The organism is Ectobacillus sp. OTK (assembly GCF_059698935.1).
The window spans coordinates 2,734,484-2,751,531 of sequence record NZ_AP048547.1 but is presented as its reverse complement, the minus strand read 5'-3'; the positions used below and the strand labels follow the sequence as shown (position 1 = coordinate 2,751,531).

The window sequence follows — 17,048 nt, the reverse complement described above, 5'->3', positions numbered from 1 at the left end:
ACTTCTAACAAAAAAACCTATCACATTCTGATAGGTTTCTTCTAGTTCTATCCAGGCATGTTATAAGCCCTGTAATTAGCCTTCCTTAGACTCAGGAATAACTAAAAAACTTGAAAAATATTTCAATTACGTTATTTCACAGCCATGTAAGATGCTTTAGCAACCTCCTGAGCAACCACCTCATGAACCTTCGGATCTAACGGATGAGGTACCAGGTCGCCTGGTTGGGTGCAAGATTGAATTGCTTTAGCTGCAGCCACAAGCATTTGGTGAGTAATTTGTTTAGCTTTGGCATCTAATGCCCCCCGGAAGATGCCGGGAAATCCAAGAACATTGTTTACAGATCTTCCATCAGCCGCGTATGCCGCTCCAGCCCGCAGCGCAGCTTCTGGTTCAATCTCTGGTTTCGGATTAGACAATGCAAGAATTATTTGTCCCTGTCTCACCCACTTTTCTTGGATTAGTCCAGGAACACCCGTAGTGGCAATAACAATATCGCATTTTTCCATTAATTCTTCAAGAGAATCAACTACATTTCCGCCAAATCTCTGCAAGCGTGCTTTTGCATCCGCTGATTTATCCGCTCCAATCACATTTTTAACCCCGTAAGCCATGAACATCTGACAAATCGCTAATCCTGCTGCTCCTAATCCAATTTGTCCGACCGACGCTTCTCTTAAATCTACTCCAACACTTTTACAGGCGGAAATAGCAGCAGCAAGGGTGACAACGGCCGTACCATGTTGATCATCGTGCATTACTGGAATATCTAACTCATTTTTAAGCCGTTCCTCTATCTCAAAGCAATGCGGAGAACCAATATCCTCCAGTAAAATTCCGCCAAACCCCGGGGAAATATTTTTCACTGTACGTACAATTTCTTCAGGATCTTTCGTGTTTAAAAGGATGGGAATTCCGTTGATTCCAGCTAATTGATCAAACAGAGCCGATTTACCCTCCATAACCGGCATCCCTGCAACCGGACCTATGTCTCCAAGACCAAGAATAGCTGTCCCATCAGTCACAATAGCCACTGTCTTCCCAATACTAGTATAAACACTTGCTTTTTCGGGATCCTCCTTTATAACTTGACACACACTAGCGACTCCTGGTGTATATACACGTCTTAAATCTGCAAGAGATTGAATTTTCATTTTGCTTTTTATATGAATTTTACCGCCTTCATGGGCGCGAAGTACCTCATCTGAGATAGCATGAAGGTGGATTCCACCTTCCAAACCGCGAATAACATCTGCCAGTTCTAATAACTGCTTCTCATGTTCAACCTGAACAGTGATGTTGCGTACTGTATAATTAGGTCCGATTTGCACCGTTTCAATCTCACCTATATCCCCGCCAGCTAGTCCAATTGCGGTTGCAACCCTCCCGAGGTTTCCTGGAAAGGAAGGGGTTTCTATTCTTAACGTCCGAATGATGTTCTTACTATTCATATATGAGTGCCTCCAGATGAAATTCAACAAAATGGAAAGAGTAGAGGAGCTTCTTTACCCTTTCATCTTAGTTATTTAGAACTTAGTTTTTAAAATTAGATAATCCAAGAAAATGGATTAAATGGTTAAAGATTCCTATGCAAGTCCCCTGAATCTTGTAAATAAGTCCTTTCAAGATTACCTTTAGTGGTTTGCTGCAGTACTTCTTTGTTATTTTTAGGGCTCAAATATACTTTCCTGTATAAGCATCAATTGTGACAGATCCAATGGAAGCATATTTTCCTGATCGATATTTAGATTCTATAGAAATCCAATACATATCTATCTAATTTTTAGGTATGTTGGTTGATCCTGATTGAGAAGAGCACTTCCTGCAATTCCAGGGTTTGTCATCTCATACGGATTTAAAATTAAATCAAGCTCTTCCTCCGTTAGCACATCATATTGGAGACAAAGTTCCCGTACAGGTTTGCCTTTTAAAATAGCTTCTCGCGCAATGCGTGATACTACTTCATACCCCAAGTGTGGATTGACAGCTGTGAGGATCCCTACACTTTTTTCCACATATTCTTTCATTCGTTCCTCATTTGCCTCGATACCGCTCAAGCAATGATCTGTAAAACTTCGAAATCCATTGTTCATAATACTAATTGATTGAAGCAAGTTAAATACAAGCACAGGTTCCATCACGTTCAATTCCAGTTGTCCCGCTTCAGAGGCTAGACAAATCGTATGGTCGTTTCCGATAACCTGAAAGGCGATTTGATTGATGAGCTCTGCCATAACCGGATTGACTTTACCAGGCATGATGGAAGAACCAGGTTGACGAGCTGGCAAGGTAATTTCGCCGAATCCTGTACGCGGGCCAGATGCCATCAATCTTAAGTCATTCGCAATTTTAGACATATTCATCATGCAGACCTTCAGTGCAGCTGACACTTCTGTATAGGCGTCGGTATTTTGCGTCGCATCGACAAGATGCTCTGCTCCGATAAGCGGCAGTCCGCTAATATCCGCCAGATATTTTACGACATTTTCGATATAACGGGGATCCGCATTTAAGCCTGTCCCTACAGCTGTCGCTCCCATATTTACTTCGTATAAATGTTGACGTGTTTGTTCAATTCGCTTAATATCACGTTCCAATACACGACTGTATGCTTCAAATTCTTGACCAAGACGAATCGGTACAGCATCTTGAAGATGGGTACGTCCCATCTTTATGATATGATCGAATTGTTGAGCTTTCCTCTTGAAGACATCCAACATATCATTCATCGTATGAAGTAACTTCTCTAGTAAATTAAGAGTTGAGATATGAATAGCTGTTGGAAACACATCATTCGTAGATTGTGACATATTTACATGAGTGTTTGGGCTTAACTTTCCATATTCACCCTTGTTATGACCAAGCAGCTCAAGTGCACGGTTTGCAATAATTTCATTTGCGTTCATGTTCATCGAAGTCCCAGCGCCACCCTGAATCGGGTCGACAATAAAATACTCATGCCATTTCCCTTCCAAAATTTCATCTGAGGCCTGAACGATTACTTTTCCAATCCCCTCATATAGGCGCTTACTATCCATATTTGCTAATGCTGCTGCTTTTTTGACCATTGCCAGGGCTCTAATCATTTCTTCATGAATTCTATACCCAGTAACAGGAAAATTTTCTACAGCCCGTAATGTTTGTATTCCATAATAAACATCTGCTGGAATTTCCTTTTCACCAAGAAAATCTTTCTCGATCCTGTATGCTCTCTCACTTTTCACTATATTTCCTGCTTTCTTTATATATTTTAGAATGTAATATCATCTGCAACTGGTGTTTCCATCATTTCCTTAACCCTTTGAGGATCCTGAGTTTTCCCTAATACCCACATCAGCTTAGGAATAATTGCTTCTGTATTCATATTTCTGGAGCGAATAATGGTATCCTGATTTACTTTTCTTCCTACTTCATATATATCCATATCCTCTCCTTCCTCTAGACACTGGGTAGTAATAACAACAGATATTCCAGATTGAGTCAATTCATTTAATTTCTCCAAAATGTTTCTTCTTTGAAACGGGATACCGCCACTTCCATAACTCTCAATTACAACCCCCTGACATAAACTTTTAAACGAGTCAAAGAATTCTGGTTTTATTCCAGGATGTAACTTAACTAATGAAACATCTGTACGAAGGGAGGTATCTAACTTAATCTCTTTATTCTTTGGTGTATGAACCGGTTTATTATACTGAATATCCTTCTTGTTTATATAAGCAACGTATGGATAATTGATGCTTTCAAACGCATCATAGCTTTTTGTTCTAACTTTAATAGCCCTTGTTCCCTGAATAACCCTTCCGTCAAAAACGACATATACCCCGCCAATTTCTTCACAAGCAAATCGAAGAGCATCAGAGATATTTCTTTTAGCATCTGTTCTCTCAAAAGCAATTGGAATTTGAGACCCTGTAATTACAATTGGTTTTGTTATGTCTTGCAACATATACGAAAGCGCAGCTGAAGTATAAGCCATAGTATCAGTTCCATGAGTGATAACAAAACCGTCATAATCGTGGTAATGTTCATAGATAGCTTTTGCGATTTCGACCCAGTATTCTGGTTGCATGTTTGTACTATCGATATTCATTAATGGCTTAGTATCAATTCGACAGGGAAAATCAAGTCCCGGTAGATGGCTTAAAAGTTCCTCTGCTTTCAATTCAGGAACTAGGCCATTCTCTGCCTCTAATGAAGCGATTGTTCCGCCAGTAGTGAACAACATCAGCTTTTTCAATCTAATGCACTCCTTTAATTGTTATCTGTTTTGCTATTTAAATTTTTGTAGATTTCGAGTTGATACGTTCTCGTTTCGCGTTCATTTTGATTCTATAAAACTGTATGCTAACTTGAAACAAGATGAGTCTGGTTTTTCCTTGAAATTATGATCCATAATAACAGACGAGTATGACTCGATCTCTTTCGTTCTCGTTTCGCGGATATATCTGTATTATATCCATGAAAAATAAATAAAACAAGCAAAAAAATACTCATTTCGCGAACATTCTACTTCTATCATAATGTAGTGCACTAGAATAAAAGATCCCTGTTTCATCATTGGAATTATCTTGAATATAATGACAAAAGAGGTATACTCCCAACTAAACCGTTCTCTTTTAGCGTACAAAAAAATAATCGTCTTTCAGAGATAAAAAAATCAAGGCTTTATTCATTTCATATATATATTTTATTTTTATAAAATGATATAAAAACTGAAAGAAAGTAATGGTTTAAAGCTATTTTAAATAGCCTGAGGAAAAATGAAGGGCATTGAAGTATAAATAGGTGGAATATTTTAGATAGGAGCACTCCTAATTCTCAGTGATGTTTTATTAGTTATACGAGCATCAAAACAAAATCGTATATCTGGCGAATAAAGGGCATCATTTTATTATTGGCGGTGTAATATAATTGCTTGATAGGTTGAGTTATACACTTTATCCCATTCTCTATCGCATCTTCTTTGTAATTTTCCATACTTATAACATAGATGATTACTACTAGTTTTGAGCAACTAAAAATGAATTAGTTCATATACTAAACCTGTAAGATAGAGATATCTATAATAGAGCCTTCAGCTAATAGCAAAGGAAGTGAACAAGTTGCTTCTTCTAAAAAAACTATGGATTCGAGCAATACGATTTAATACCTGGACATTGGTATTTGCCACTATTTCCCTCATTTTATTAAGCAGCATATTTATGACTCATGTGGAGCCAGAAACCTTTCCAAGCGCCTTTGATGGTCTATGGTGGACGATGACTACTATGGCAACCGTAGGATATGGAGATTTATATCCTACTACTGTTACCGGTAAAATATTCGCTATGACTTTGTATGTTGTCGGCATCGGACTCATGACATTACTCATTGGAAAAGTTATCGATTTTTTCATGATACGAAAAAAACTCAGGGAGGAAGGCAAGTTGCAAATTAAAGATTCTAAGCATGTTATTTTAGCAGGTTGGAGTAAAAAAGCACAAATCACACTACATGAAATCCTAGCAGCCTCCGAAGAAATGGTTGTTGTGATTATTGATGAGGTCTTGGAGAGAATACCGATTCTGCATGAGCGTGTCAAATTTGTAAAAGGAGACCCCTCCTCAGAAAACTCCCTTCTTCAAGCGAACATTTTAGAATGTTCAAAAGTATTTATTTTTTCACCTGAATCTGCTGCATCCTCTAGAGAAGCTGATGGCTCAACCGTACTAACCGCTTTATCTATCGAAGGAATTGGCTCCAAAAACAATATAAATATTTACACAATTTGTGAGATTCAGGATTCTAAGCATGTACAAAGCTTTAGAAATGCAAAGGTAGAGGAATTTATTACACCTAACGATACAGCCGGCCATTTAGCTGCCCGAACGATTTTATTTAGTGGATCAAGCGAAGTAATTCGTCAACTAACAAGCAATGCAGGGTACGATTTGTACATAATAGATAAAAAACCAGCCTGGAACACATATGCAGATGCTAAAGAATATCTATCACATCATGGAGCTACACTGCTTTCTGACGGTACCGACTTTTCTATTTCCAAACGATTAGGTGACTCTATTCCAGAACAAGCAAAGCTATTTGTAGTATGTGATGAAGAAACGTATAAAAGTATATGCAAATAAGATTATTTGCTATAGCCAATGATACTTTACTACGCATTTTGAGTCGGAGACAAGGTTTCTTATAGATTTAAAAATGATTATCCACTCTTAAAAGAGGAAGTTACAGCAATGAAAAGAGCTTCCTGTTTTTTAGTATATCCTACATAAGAAAACATATTAAAAAACAAAAAACATCGGTATGAGCACCGATGTTTTTGTACTGTGGTATATATATAAACTTCTTATAGCTTTTTGAAGATTAATGTTGCATTATGGCCGCCAAAGCCCAATGAATTGGATAAAACAACATTTACGTTAGATTTCCTTGCCGCATTTGGAACATAGTCCAAATCGAGTTCTTCATCTGGTGTTTCATAATTGATCGTTGGAGGAATAATTCCTTCCTTAATCGCAAAAAGAGAAAAAATTGCCTCAATCGCTCCAGCTGCCCCTAGCAAATGTCCGGTCATCGATTTCGTTGAGCTTACAGCCAACTTATAAGCATGTTCCCCAAAAACCTCTTTAATTGCCTTTGTTTCATACAAATCATTGTAATGTGTAGACGTACCATGGGCATTAATATAATCAACTTGTTCATAAGAAATACCCGCATCTTGAATTGCTAATTTCATCGCACGTTGACCGCCTTCACCATTCGGCGCAGGAGTTGTAATATGATGCGCATCACCTGTAGCACCATACCCAACAAGCTCTCCATAAATGTTAGCACCACGTGCCATTGCATGCTCTAGCTCTTCCATAATAATGATTCCTGAACCTTCCGCAATCACAAATCCATCGCGGTTTTTATCAAAGGGACGGCTTGCCGTTTTGGGATCAGGATTCGTAGAAAGTGCTGTCATATTCGAAAATCCCGCTACTGTCATGTCTGTAATGGCTGCTTCTGTTCCACCTGCAATCATAATATCCGCATCACCATTTTGAATCACACGAAATGCATCCCCAATGGAATTTGCGCCAGAGGCGCACGCAGTAACGGAACAGTTGTTGATACCCTTTGCTCCTAATTCAATGGATACACGCCCTGAAGCCATATCTGGTATAAGCATTGGAATGATAAACGGACTTACACGTTTTGGACCTTTGTCTAAAAATCGTTTATGTTGTTCTTCAAACGCATCTAAACCGCCAATCCCAGAACCAATCCATACTCCGATACGTTCTGGATTTACATTTTCTCCAATTTGGAGTCCTGCATCTTCCACAGCCATTTTGCTCGCGGCAATCGCAAGCTGTGTAAAACGAGCCATTCTTTTTGATTCTTTGCTGTCCATAAATTCTTCTGGCACGAAGTTTTTTACTTCTCCTGCTACCTTTACATTAAACTTCTCCGTATCAATCCTAGTCATAGGAGCAATACCTGACACACCATTTTTAATATTTCCCCATGTGGTGTGAGCATCATTCCCCAAAGGCGTTATAGCCCCAACGCCTGTAATAACTACTCGTTTTTTCATATGTTGTTCCCCCTCTTTATATAAAGCTATTTACCCCACCTTAAGCATACAGCACCCCAAGTTAACCCAGCCCCAAAACCAACCATTACAACCACATCATCGTCCTGAATGAGGCCATTTTGAATTTCAGTAAACAAAGCTAACGGAATAGAGGCTGCAGAAGTATTTCCATGTTTCTTTACAGTTGTAGAAACCTTCTCATGCGCAAGACCGAGTCTTTCTCTTGCTGCATCAATAATGCGGATATTTGCTTGGTGTGGTACAAGAAAATTAACATCCTCTTTCTGGAGACCCGCCTTTTCTACAACATTCAGGCTGGATTCAGGCATTTGGCGAACAGCAAATTTAAAAACCTCTCTGCCGTTCATTTTTACAGTATTAGTTACATGATCCACTAGCAGGTGTTTTCCCCCAGCACCTTCCGCACCTAGTTCAAAAGATAAAATCCCTCTTCCTTCGGAGACTTCACTGAGTACAACAGCACCAGCACCATCACCAAATAATACACATGTATTTTTATCTGACCAATCAATAATTTTGGAGAATTTTTCACTGCCAATTACTAAAACATTTTTATACGTATTGGTTTCAATGAATTGTTGGGCGGTAACTAACGCATATACAAACCCTGAACAGGCGACACTGATATCCATCGCAGGTATATGTTTTACACCAAGAGCCTCTTGCACCATACAAGCAACAGATGGAAAAGCATAATCAGGCGTTGCTGTAGCGACTAAAATCAAATCTATATCCTCAGCATCTAAAGATGCATGTAAAAGGGCATTTTTCGCGGCAATAATTGCCATGTGAGACGTATCCATATCATCAATAGCGATTCTACGTTCTTCAATGCCTGTTCTTGTGCGGATCCACTCATCACTTGTATCCACTGTTTTTTCCAAATCATAATTTGTCACAATATTATCTGGAACATAAGCACCGACACCGATAATACCAACACATTTCATTTCATCACCCTAACTCCTTAAATTATGACCAGTTCATAATATCTACTATCTATTTGTTATTTTACAGTAAACACTTATGAAAAAAAAGGTTTAAGCAAATAAAAAAGAGAGTGAGTACAATAAAGCTGGCATTACATGCAGCGTAAGATGTTTTGATCTAAATACCCCAAAGTAAAAGAGGATTCCTTAAGGGAATCCTCAAACTATAAAACCATGTTCTCTTAAAAAGAGAAGCCCTTTCCTCTTGTTCATTGCTGAGCTAACACATCGGCAAAAACTTTTACATACTCAGGTAAATCTGGGGGACGGCGACTTGAAACAAGATGTCCATCCACCACCACAGGCTCATCAAACCATTGTGCTCCTGCATTTTCCATATCATCGCGGATACCCGGTGTGCTTGTTACTTTTTTTCCCTGCAGAATTTTTGCAGAAATCAGCACCCAGCCCGCATGGCAAATTTGACCAATTGGCTTTTTTCTTTCCTCCATATGCTGCACTAACGCAAGCACCTCAGGAAAACGGCGCAGCTTATCCGGTGCCCATCCTCCTGGTACGAGCAGTGCATCATACTCCTCAGGATTAATATCATCAAATGCAAAATCAGATTCTGCCGGAACCCCGTATTTACCTATGTACGTTTCCTTTGCCTTCTCCCCGGCAAGATGAACAATTGCACCTTCTTCTCGTAAACGAAGAATCGGATACCATAATTCTAAATCCTCACATTCATGATGCACAAGACTAATGATTTTCTTTCCCTTTAATCGCACTAACAGAACACCTCCTAATGATGTATAAACTTATTGTAATCTTTTCTTGTAGTTATGGGTAGTATGCATCTATTCCTAGAATTGAAGTTGATTACTAAGCAAAGTATAATGCATCATTACAAAATTCAACCTTATCTTACATGCGATCTTTGTTTTTGTGGATTTCAACGTAATAGAATGATAACAAACGGACTACTCCTCTAAGCTCATCCATAGTTTAAAATTATAGTTGCATTACAAATCAATGATCATCAAAAAAATATAACGTAAAAAATATTCTCTATATGTATTATGTCAATGCTATTTCTAAAGCAATCGGACAATGATCGCTCCCCAGTACATGGGAATGAATTTGTGCCTCTTTTATTATATCCTTCAGTCTTTTCGATACAATAAAATAATCAATGCGCCATCCTATATTTCTTTCCCGCACCTGATTCATATACGACCACCATGTATACGCATCTATTTTGTTTGGGTATAGAAACCTGAAAGTGTCAATAAAACCAGAATCTAATAGTGTCGTCATCTTTCCGCGCTCTTCTTCTGTAAAGCCGGAATTTCCTTTGTTGGCTCTTGGATTTTTTAAATCGATTTCATGATGGGCTACATTTAAATCCCCACATAGAACTACGGGCTTGATTTTGTCCAATTCCTGAAGATAATTACGTATCTCATCTTCCCAAGAAAGTCTAAAGTCGAGTCTGGCTAAATCTCTTTGGGAATTTGGCGTATATACATTAACCAAATAAAATTCCTCAAACTCTAGAGTAATGATTCTCCCTTCAGGTTCTTCATCCTTTATACCGATGCCATACTTTACAGATAGCGGTTTCTTCTTTGTAAATATAGCTGTACCGGAATATCCTTTTTTCATCGCATAATTCCAATATTGAAAGTAGTTTTCTAAGTCAAGCTCGATTTGTCCTGCCTGTAATTTTGTTTCTTGAATACAAAATATATCTGCATCTACCTCCTTAAAATATTCTAAAAACCCCTTGCGTACACATGCTCTAATGCCATTAACATTCCAAGAAATAAATTTCATAAATGCTAGCGTTCTCCTTGTTGACTAATTTAAAATTTTGTTCTTGCAAGCGAACTCTTGTAAGAAAAATGCAGAAGTAAAAAATAGACTATATTTCTTCCGTTCTGCATAGGATACAGCAGATTCATCTTAATTTTAATATATTTTTAGGATGGTGAGTAGGATGGATACAGTTCAAATGAGACTTCCCGGTGTTATATATGAAGTAAAGCATTATCGTTTTACCTTACTTAGCCGCATTGCAGCTGAAATAGAAATCTTAAAATTTGATGAATCCCAGTATGGTTCCTCTGCAAAGATTATAGAAACAGGTGAAGGGATTGGCGGACAAATGCTCCCCACCTTAGAAGAAGCATTGCAGGATATCGTGTCCCGTGTGGAAAACAGGCTGGAAAATACGGAGCAGATGCAACAAGCAATACAGGTGTACCAAAGTATAGGGAAGTTTCTGGATTATGTGCCGAAACATAAACTTAGAGAAAAGAATAACCAAGAGTAGCAGGCGCACCTTCAACATATGTATGCATTTTTACTAGTTTAAATATCATCAAAGCCATTTAAACTCATCTTTCTCAAAATTTTGTATGAAACCAGTTTCTTTTTACTCTTTTAAGTAGTAAAATACGCTTATAAAAATGAAGGAGCGAGAAAGATGAAATTTCCCAAAGATGTAATACTAGAATCTGTTGCTGAACGCAAAAACCATGAAAGTTACGGTCTAGAATTCATTCAGGAACTTGGAAATGATGATGCAGGATATTCTGAAATGGTAGTCATTATTTTCAAATACAAAGATAAATATTATAGTGTTGACATTCACCATATAAATGGAGAAAACAATTACGACTATTGGGGCGATGAAGTCGAGTGCCCAGAAGTAGTTCGAAAAGAGGCTATTCAATATTATTGGGAAGAAGTGAAACAATAAAGCCACCGTTTTATTAAAGAATCGCTTTCTTGTAAAAAAGGAGCGATTCTTTATTATATAGGCTCTGTTAATTAACATACAAGGTAGCAATGGCTTATTGTGAAGCGGTACTTTTACCTTACCACTCTGAATGAAAGTACTCCTACAATTTATAAGAGTAGGAGTACTTTATCAGAAATGGCCTTTATAGGAATCCAATGGATAGTCCTTGAGAAGATGTAATGCTCTTCACGCTTTCCATGTCTCCCCCTTCAGGCTATACATCCATCTTCCGCTCACGTCCGGGATAAAATTTCATCCCCTCATCCAATAGATTTTCTTTGGCGGTGAGATGCTCTACACAGATGCGGAACACTGAAACGACGCTGCCCAAGCGAGAACGATATTTTTCCACATGCTCTTTGGACAAGGGTGTTTCGAAATAACCTGGCACATATTTATCCAACAGTTGCTGCAATGCCTCTTTCGCTTCTGCCAAGTCAGTGACGCGGTCCGCTTTTCCAAAAGCCATCACACTCATGTAGGCGGTGTCTGTATGAGCTGGGACGGGGTTGGCGACTGTTCCATATTCCTCGCTTACTGTGAAGCATACGTGAGGATTCTCTTCTATCATGTCAACCTTCCGACCTGTACTAGCCCCGTGGAAATAGATCTTGCCCTGCCACCACACATAGTTTAATGGAACAACATACGGTTGTTCTCTCTGGGCCAAACCCAGGTACCCCACTCTCGCGTTTCTCAAAAAGTGATGAATCTTTTTCTCATCCCTGCACTCCAAGAAATGATAACGTATTGGCATCATATCTGTAGCCTCCTATATGCTCAGCTCTTTTTCTACTACTAGTGTAAATATTATTGTCCCTGATTGTTAGAGCCAATTTTAACATTTATAATGGGGTCAATTATAAAAATAATTGGAAAGTCCGGGGAGGTATACATGCTGGAGATTACCCTTAATTTGCGCGAGGACAGAAAAGACCCTTATTATGTACAGCTGTATCGGCATATTCGCCAAGAAATCCAGAGCGGGCGTATCCCTGCAGGAACCAGATTACCTGCCATACGACGGATATCGGAACACTTGAGTATAAGCCGAAATACGGTAGAGGCTGCCTATCTGCAGCTGGTTTCCGAAGGATATGTGGAAAGCAGGCCGCGAAGCGGATTGTATGTGCTTGAGCTTGAAGAAGATTTTTCTGTGCCAAAGGAACAGACCAAACAAAAAGACAAACGGCAGGATGCGGCAGAATCCTTAGAATCCAAGTCGTCTGACTCTCCTGCGATCCGTTGTGATTTTCGAAATGGCACGATCGATTTGAGATCTTTTCCTTTTCCCGTTTGGAACAAGATCTCCCATCAAGTCATGCAGGAATATACACGACCCTTGTCGTTATACGGTGACCCGCAGGGAGAATATGGTCTTCGCTATCATTTGGCCGGATATCTGCGCCAATCCAGAGGAGTTCATTGTTCTCCAGAACAAGTTGTCATAGGAGCAGGTACTCAACAGCTGCTACTGTTGCTTTGTCAGCTCATTGGAACCGAACAGCAGTCTGTTGCCGTGGAAGAGCCTGGCTACAATGGGGCAAAGGCGGTTTTTTCTCAGCTTAATTTTCAGATGACGCCAATTCCCTTAGAAGAAGACGGGATTAATGTGGAATACCTGAAGCAATCAGGCGCAAAGCTTGTGTATGTAACTCCCTCTCACCAGTTTCCTTTTGGCATGGTATTACCCGTACACAAACGCATGAAGCTGCTGCAGTGGGCAGCTAAACACGAGGGACTCATTATCGAAGACGATTACGACAGTGAATTTCGCTATCAGGGACGACCTATTCCCGCACTTCAAGGGCTAGATACTAAAGGCAATGTAATCTATATGGGAACCTTCTCTAAGTCCCTATTGTCAGCGATTCGCATCAGCTATATGATACTTCCCGAATCCTTGCTGCCAGCCTTTAGGAAAAAGAAAGCCTTCCTTGAACCGACAGCCTCTCTTATCCATACGCAAACACTGGAACGCTTCATGGCAGAGGGCTGGTGGGAAAAGCATCTGCGTAGAATGAAGAATGTGTACCAGAAAAAACATACTTATCTTCTATCAGCCATCAACCGCTATTTGGGAACGAGGGTAAAGGTTATTGGACAGCATTCCGGTCTGCACATCGTTCTGGAGGTGCATGATGGACGTTCTGAATCCGAGCTCATACGCAGAGCAGAAGAAAAAGGAGTAAGGGTCTATGCTACATCCCAGTATTGGCTGGGCCCCAACACCCAATCGCCTCCCCGCCTCCTTTTAGGTTTTGGGTGTCTATCAGAAAATGAACTGGAGGAAGGCATACGATTGCTGCAAGAAGCCTGGACGTGATATCTCCTGAACAGGAGCGTTACAGAAGTACTCTCTTTTTTTAGGCTTTGTTTAATCAATAATGTTGGTAATTCATCAAAGTAAAAAGGACCTATTTTTGGTCCTTTCTTGAACTTTATTTCTTTAACATTCAACTCGATTGCGGCCTTTTTGTTTCGCCTGGTATAGTGTTCTATCTGCTTCAAGAATTAGACCTTCTGAATTAGAATTTGAATGTGGGAATATTGTAGCAACCCCAACACTAACAGTAACAAATTTACTAACCTTGGATCCTATATGCGGAATGCACAACTCTTCAATGGTAGAACGTATTTTTTCTGCCACAATACAAGCACCGTTCATGTCAGTTTCTGGCAAAATAACAGCAAACTCCTCACCACCATAGCGAGCAACTAAATCTGTCAATCTCTTGACTGTCTCCTCTAGTATACTTGCTACTCGTTTTAAGCATTCGTCACCTTCCAGATGACCATAATTATCGTTAAATTCCTTAAAATAATCAATATCGAGCATAATTAGAGATAATGGTTTGTGATAGCTTACAGCCCATTCCCATTCTCGAATCAAATATTCATTAAAATAACGGCGATTCGCAATGCCAGTTAATCCGTCTTTATTCGAAAGATATTCCATCTCCTGATAAGCCTCTTGAAGACGCTGTTCAGCTATCTTGCGTTCCGTAATATCCGTTACCATTCCAAAAACATAAGACGATTCACCATTTTCATCAGGATAAAGACATGCAGTTACATTCCCCCAAGCTAATTGTCCATCCCTACGAAAATAACGCTTTTCTAATTGATAATGTTCGATTTTTCCTGCCATTAATTCCTTTAAAAGCTTCATATTTATTGCAGTATCATCTGGATGACTAAAACTGCTAAGAGTCATAGTGCATAATTCTTTCTCACTATACCCAAGCATATCTTGTAACTTTGGATTCACCATAATAGGTCTACCCTCTGTATTCAAAAGGGCCATACCAATAGGCGCTTTCTCAAATATAGCTCGAAGCTGTTCCTTACGCGTTTGTAATTCCTTGCTTTGAGCTCTATCTTTTTCTACGAGTAATTTCATTTTGTCATACTGTTTACCGTACCACCAAGCGAGCGTAAGAAGAATCGGCAACACTATAAAATCAACAGTATTAATGTATCCATCTCTAAAAAAATGAAAAGTTATAAACGAACAATTAATAATTAAAACAACAATAAACGCAGTTATTCTGCCCCTATATTTCATTTTCATCACTCTTCCTTAAAAACCGCTTAACATAGACAATTATATACTGTGATAAGGAAGAAGAACTACTTACATTTTTTAACTCTATTCTTGGACTTTAAATTGGTTTTACTCCGTTCCTCCTATATTTCCTAAATAAGAAAACAAGACATTTAGATAGTTGCTATGATATTCACATAGGTTCCCAAACTTAAGTTATCAAATAGAACAGGATGCCAGAATAAAAGAGGCGCGAAAATGAGTTAATGTAGTTACTCAAGAAAAGGATTATAAGCCCCTACTCGTTGTAGATAGAAAATCAGGTAGTTGAAGCAGGGGCTAGGAGAACTGAAGAACATCTTAGGAATATCTGTTTGCTCCACCAAGCTGCTGCTCAGCCAATGCTACCAAACGCTTTGTAATTTCTCCACCCACAGACCCGTTCGCACGTGAAGTTGTATCAGGGCCGAGTGTGACGCCAAATTCCTGTGCAATTTCGTATTTCATTTGGTCAAGAGCTGCTTCTGCACTTCCTACTAATACTTCGTTGTTATTGTTTCTGCGTGCCATACTATATCACCTCCATTTGTAGTTGTAGCATTCACAAACATTTCAATATTTATGTATAAATTAAAATAAAATAAGCTTTTAAAACTTAGACATCAACTTTATAAGTTAGTGTTAATTCATCCCCGGGCAATCCCCTTATTCCCCAATTATGTCTTGGAGTCTCAAAAATAGTTATTTCAACATCCTGCGGGGATATGCTTAATTCACTATGTATCCGTTCAAATAGCAGCTTTATCAATCGCTTTTTAGCCTTAACCGTTCTACCTTCAAAAATACTAATCTCAATGACCGTATATGCTTCTGTTCTTCCACCTGCAAAGTAAAAATCCTCGTTATCCAGTGAAAAAAATCGTTGAAATCTCTTGTCAGCCGGATACTCCAATGCATCCATTACGCACGAATGTATAATATTCGATAGTGTCTCTTTAATTATATTTAACCTTTCTTTAATGCCATAAATTTTAATTTGTGCCATTTCCATCCCCTCACTTAACTTTGATTCTTAATGATTAACATAGAATTGGCATTTGCTTGAAATTCATATGAGGTATGTACCTCTTCAACATGAAATCCTTTTTTATCCAAGTAATCCATTACATGATCCAAATGTGCATAACGTTTTCCTTCCAAGTCTACCAATGGAAAAATCCGAATCTCTTCTTTAGCTGCCCTCAATAATTCATTTAATGTTTTAATGTGAAACTCATAATCTAACCGGTCCGCATATGTGAATAAGAAGTGTGCAGACAGAATTATGTCAAATTCCTTATCTTTGAAAGGCAATTCGGGTAAAGCAGCTGGAACGTAACGCTCATTGTTTTCTCTCATATCATTTGCACAATCATGTAAAGCGCTTAATCGATGTTTCTTCAAATCTTCTATATCTTTAAAATAATCCCATTTATAGTTATCCTTAACTTTTTCCATACTCTCCATAGCATGTTCAACATCCCGAAGCCCTTTGTTTTTTAGGTCTGCTCCTTGATGATAATAAGCAATATCACATGCAGTTATGTCTAAGCCTTTTTGGTTACCAATGGCAGTAAAGGAACACGCTCCTGCTGGACAATCCAGTATTTTCTTACCTTCGAGTTCATCTGCTGTAATAGAAAACATATCTAAATATTCTTCAAATGTCCTACCGATAAATACGACTCTTGCCAAATCTAATCCGACTTTACCCATGGTTAAACAACTCCTTAAACATGTTTTTATATAAAAAAAGGGTTTCCCATCCTAAAAAAGGACGGGAAACCCGTGGTGCCACCTTTATTCGTTTACTAAATAAACGCACTTACTGTACAGAAACAATATAAAATTGTTCGATACATTGTCCCTTTTATCGGTGAGACTTTCCGCCATGACCTACTAATCATTCAGTCTGGTTGCTCAGAAGCCCATTCAACAAAATTCCCACACTGATTCTCACCAACCATCAGCTCTCTGAAGTGTTCCTAATGTCTACTCCTCTTCATCATCGCATCGTTTATTTACTTGTTTAATTTTCCATATTATATTATTTATTCAGATAATTATCAACCTATATTTTCCATATCATATTAGATTAACTCGATTCACTAGTAT

At 38.7% G+C, this 17,048-nt stretch carries 16 protein-coding genes and 1 other annotated feature; of the genes, 4 read left to right on the top strand and 12 right to left on the bottom strand.

Translation table 11 applies throughout. From position 1 onward, the window contains the following. Positions 1 to 131: 131 nt before the first annotated feature. The 3 genes from AC6HZ4_RS13670 to AC6HZ4_RS13660 all read right to left on the bottom strand — a co-directional run bounded on the left by AC6HZ4_RS13670 (position 132) and on the right by AC6HZ4_RS13660 (position 4,240). On the bottom strand, positions 132 to 1,451 hold the full coding sequence (locus AC6HZ4_RS13670) for an NAD-dependent malic enzyme (RefSeq protein WP_497495543.1): 1,320 nt from the start codon (positions 1,449 to 1,451) through the stop codon (positions 132 to 134). Positions 1,452 to 1,772: 321 nt separating this feature from the next. Continuing rightward, positions 1,773 to 3,224, bottom strand: a complete 1,452-nt coding sequence (gene aspA / locus AC6HZ4_RS13665; protein ID WP_497495542.1) for an aspartate ammonia-lyase — start codon at positions 3,222 to 3,224, stop codon at positions 1,773 to 1,775. 26 nt (positions 3,225 to 3,250) lie between these two features. Continuing rightward, positions 3,251 to 4,240 carry an asparaginase gene (locus tag AC6HZ4_RS13660; protein WP_497495541.1) on the bottom strand — a complete coding sequence of 330 codons (990 nt, stop codon included), beginning with the start codon at positions 4,238 to 4,240 and terminating at the stop codon, positions 3,251 to 3,253. A gap of 865 nt (positions 4,241 to 5,105) precedes the next feature. On the opposite strand from AC6HZ4_RS13660, the gene AC6HZ4_RS13655 reads away from it, so the two are divergent. Continuing rightward, complete coding sequence (locus AC6HZ4_RS13655; RefSeq protein ID WP_497495540.1) at positions 5,106 to 6,128, top strand: potassium channel family protein; 1,023 nt, start codon at positions 5,106 to 5,108, stop codon at positions 6,126 to 6,128. A gap of 221 nt (positions 6,129 to 6,349) precedes the next feature. Here the strand turns inward: AC6HZ4_RS13655 and fabF are convergent, their stop codons facing one another. The 4 genes from fabF to AC6HZ4_RS13635 all read right to left on the bottom strand — a co-directional run bounded on the left by fabF (position 6,350) and on the right by AC6HZ4_RS13635 (position 10,377). Next, on the bottom strand, positions 6,350 to 7,585 hold the full coding sequence (fabF, locus tag AC6HZ4_RS13650) for a beta-ketoacyl-ACP synthase II (RefSeq protein WP_497495539.1): 1,236 nt from the start codon (positions 7,583 to 7,585) through the stop codon (positions 6,350 to 6,352). 26 nt (positions 7,586 to 7,611) lie between these two features. Then, the gene (locus tag AC6HZ4_RS13645; RefSeq protein WP_497495538.1) at positions 7,612 to 8,556 is read right to left on the bottom strand and encodes a beta-ketoacyl-ACP synthase III; all 945 of its coding nucleotides are present in this window, start codon (positions 8,554 to 8,556) and stop codon (positions 7,612 to 7,614) included. A gap of 248 nt (positions 8,557 to 8,804) precedes the next feature. Further along, positions 8,805 to 9,329 carry a type 1 glutamine amidotransferase domain-containing protein gene (locus AC6HZ4_RS13640; protein WP_497495537.1) on the bottom strand — a complete coding sequence of 175 codons (525 nt, stop codon included), beginning with the start codon at positions 9,327 to 9,329 and terminating at the stop codon, positions 8,805 to 8,807. A 289-nt stretch (positions 9,330 to 9,618) separates the two neighbouring features. Next, positions 9,619 to 10,377, bottom strand: coding sequence for an exodeoxyribonuclease III (locus AC6HZ4_RS13635; RefSeq protein WP_497495536.1), 759 nt, complete (start codon positions 10,375 to 10,377; stop codon positions 9,619 to 9,621). A 163-nt stretch (positions 10,378 to 10,540) separates the two neighbouring features. Here AC6HZ4_RS13635 and AC6HZ4_RS13630 point away from each other — a divergent pair, with 163 nt between their 5' ends. Beyond that, on the top strand, positions 10,541 to 10,876 hold the full coding sequence (locus AC6HZ4_RS13630) for a hypothetical protein (protein WP_497495535.1): 336 nt from the start codon (positions 10,541 to 10,543) through the stop codon (positions 10,874 to 10,876). Between the two features lie 153 nt (positions 10,877 to 11,029). Next, positions 11,030 to 11,305, top strand: coding sequence for a hypothetical protein (locus tag AC6HZ4_RS13625; protein WP_497495534.1), 276 nt, complete (start codon positions 11,030 to 11,032; stop codon positions 11,303 to 11,305). Between the two features lie 256 nt (positions 11,306 to 11,561). On the opposite strand, the gene AC6HZ4_RS13620 is transcribed toward AC6HZ4_RS13625, so the two are convergent. After that, positions 11,562 to 12,107, bottom strand: coding sequence for a pyridoxamine 5'-phosphate oxidase family protein (locus AC6HZ4_RS13620; RefSeq protein ID WP_497495533.1), 546 nt, complete (start codon positions 12,105 to 12,107; stop codon positions 11,562 to 11,564). Positions 12,108 to 12,263: 156 nt separating this feature from the next. On the opposite strand from AC6HZ4_RS13620, the gene pdxR reads away from it, so the two are divergent. Beyond that, the gene (pdxR, locus tag AC6HZ4_RS13615) at positions 12,264 to 13,673 is read left to right on the top strand and encodes a MocR-like pyridoxine biosynthesis transcription factor PdxR (RefSeq protein WP_497495532.1); all 1,410 of its coding nucleotides are present in this window, start codon (positions 12,264 to 12,266) and stop codon (positions 13,671 to 13,673) included. A 123-nt stretch (positions 13,674 to 13,796) separates the two neighbouring features. On the opposite strand, the gene AC6HZ4_RS13610 is transcribed toward pdxR, so the two are convergent. The 4 genes from AC6HZ4_RS13610 to AC6HZ4_RS13595 form a co-directional block, all read right to left on the bottom strand. Continuing rightward, on the bottom strand, positions 13,797 to 14,921 hold the full coding sequence (locus tag AC6HZ4_RS13610; RefSeq protein ID WP_497495531.1) for a GGDEF domain-containing protein: 1,125 nt from the start codon (positions 14,919 to 14,921) through the stop codon (positions 13,797 to 13,799). 333 nt (positions 14,922 to 15,254) lie between these two features. Beyond that, the gene (locus tag AC6HZ4_RS13605; RefSeq protein WP_497495530.1) at positions 15,255 to 15,464 is read right to left on the bottom strand and encodes an alpha/beta-type small acid-soluble spore protein; all 210 of its coding nucleotides are present in this window, start codon (positions 15,462 to 15,464) and stop codon (positions 15,255 to 15,257) included. A gap of 85 nt (positions 15,465 to 15,549) precedes the next feature. Beyond that, positions 15,550 to 15,939, bottom strand: a complete 390-nt coding sequence (locus AC6HZ4_RS13600; protein ID WP_497495529.1) for a tautomerase family protein — start codon at positions 15,937 to 15,939, stop codon at positions 15,550 to 15,552. Positions 15,940 to 15,953: 14 nt separating this feature from the next. Continuing rightward, entirely contained in the window at positions 15,954 to 16,649 is a 696-nt protein-coding gene (locus tag AC6HZ4_RS13595) for an SAM-dependent methyltransferase (protein ID WP_497495528.1), read from the bottom strand. A gap of 54 nt (positions 16,650 to 16,703) precedes the next feature. Continuing rightward, positions 16,704 to 16,951, bottom strand: a binding site (T-box leader). Positions 16,952 to 17,048 lie beyond the last annotated feature (97 nt).

Bases quoted from the DNA above. Each gene is read 5' to 3' on its own strand.
- AC6HZ4_RS13670 (WP_497495543.1), bottom strand. From the start codon at position 1,451: ATGAATAGTAAGAACATCATTCGGACGTTAAGAATAGAAACCCCTTCC.
- fabF (WP_497495539.1), bottom strand. From the start codon at position 7,585: ATGAAAAAACGAGTAGTTATTACAGGCGTTGGGGCTATAACGCCTTTG.
- AC6HZ4_RS13645 (WP_497495538.1), bottom strand. From the start codon at position 8,556: ATGAAATGTGTTGGTATTATCGGTGTCGGTGCTTATGTTCCAGATAAT.
- AC6HZ4_RS13635 (WP_497495536.1), bottom strand. From the start codon at position 10,377: ATGAAATTTATTTCTTGGAATGTTAATGGCATTAGAGCATGTGTACGC.
- AC6HZ4_RS13630 (WP_497495535.1), top strand. From the start codon at position 10,541: ATGGATACAGTTCAAATGAGACTTCCCGGTGTTATATATGAAGTAAAG.
- AC6HZ4_RS13625 (WP_497495534.1), top strand. From the start codon at position 11,030: ATGAAATTTCCCAAAGATGTAATACTAGAATCTGTTGCTGAACGCAAA.
- AC6HZ4_RS13620 (WP_497495533.1), bottom strand. From the start codon at position 12,107: ATGATGCCAATACGTTATCATTTCTTGGAGTGCAGGGATGAGAAAAAG.
- AC6HZ4_RS13610 (WP_497495531.1), bottom strand. From the start codon at position 14,921: ATGAAAATGAAATATAGGGGCAGAATAACTGCGTTTATTGTTGTTTTA.
- AC6HZ4_RS13605 (WP_497495530.1), bottom strand. From the start codon at position 15,464: ATGGCACGCAGAAACAATAACAACGAAGTATTAGTAGGAAGTGCAGAA.
- AC6HZ4_RS13600 (WP_497495529.1), bottom strand. From the start codon at position 15,939: ATGGCACAAATTAAAATTTATGGCATTAAAGAAAGGTTAAATATAATT.
- AC6HZ4_RS13595 (WP_497495528.1), bottom strand. From the start codon at position 16,649: ATGGGTAAAGTCGGATTAGATTTGGCAAGAGTCGTATTTATCGGTAGG.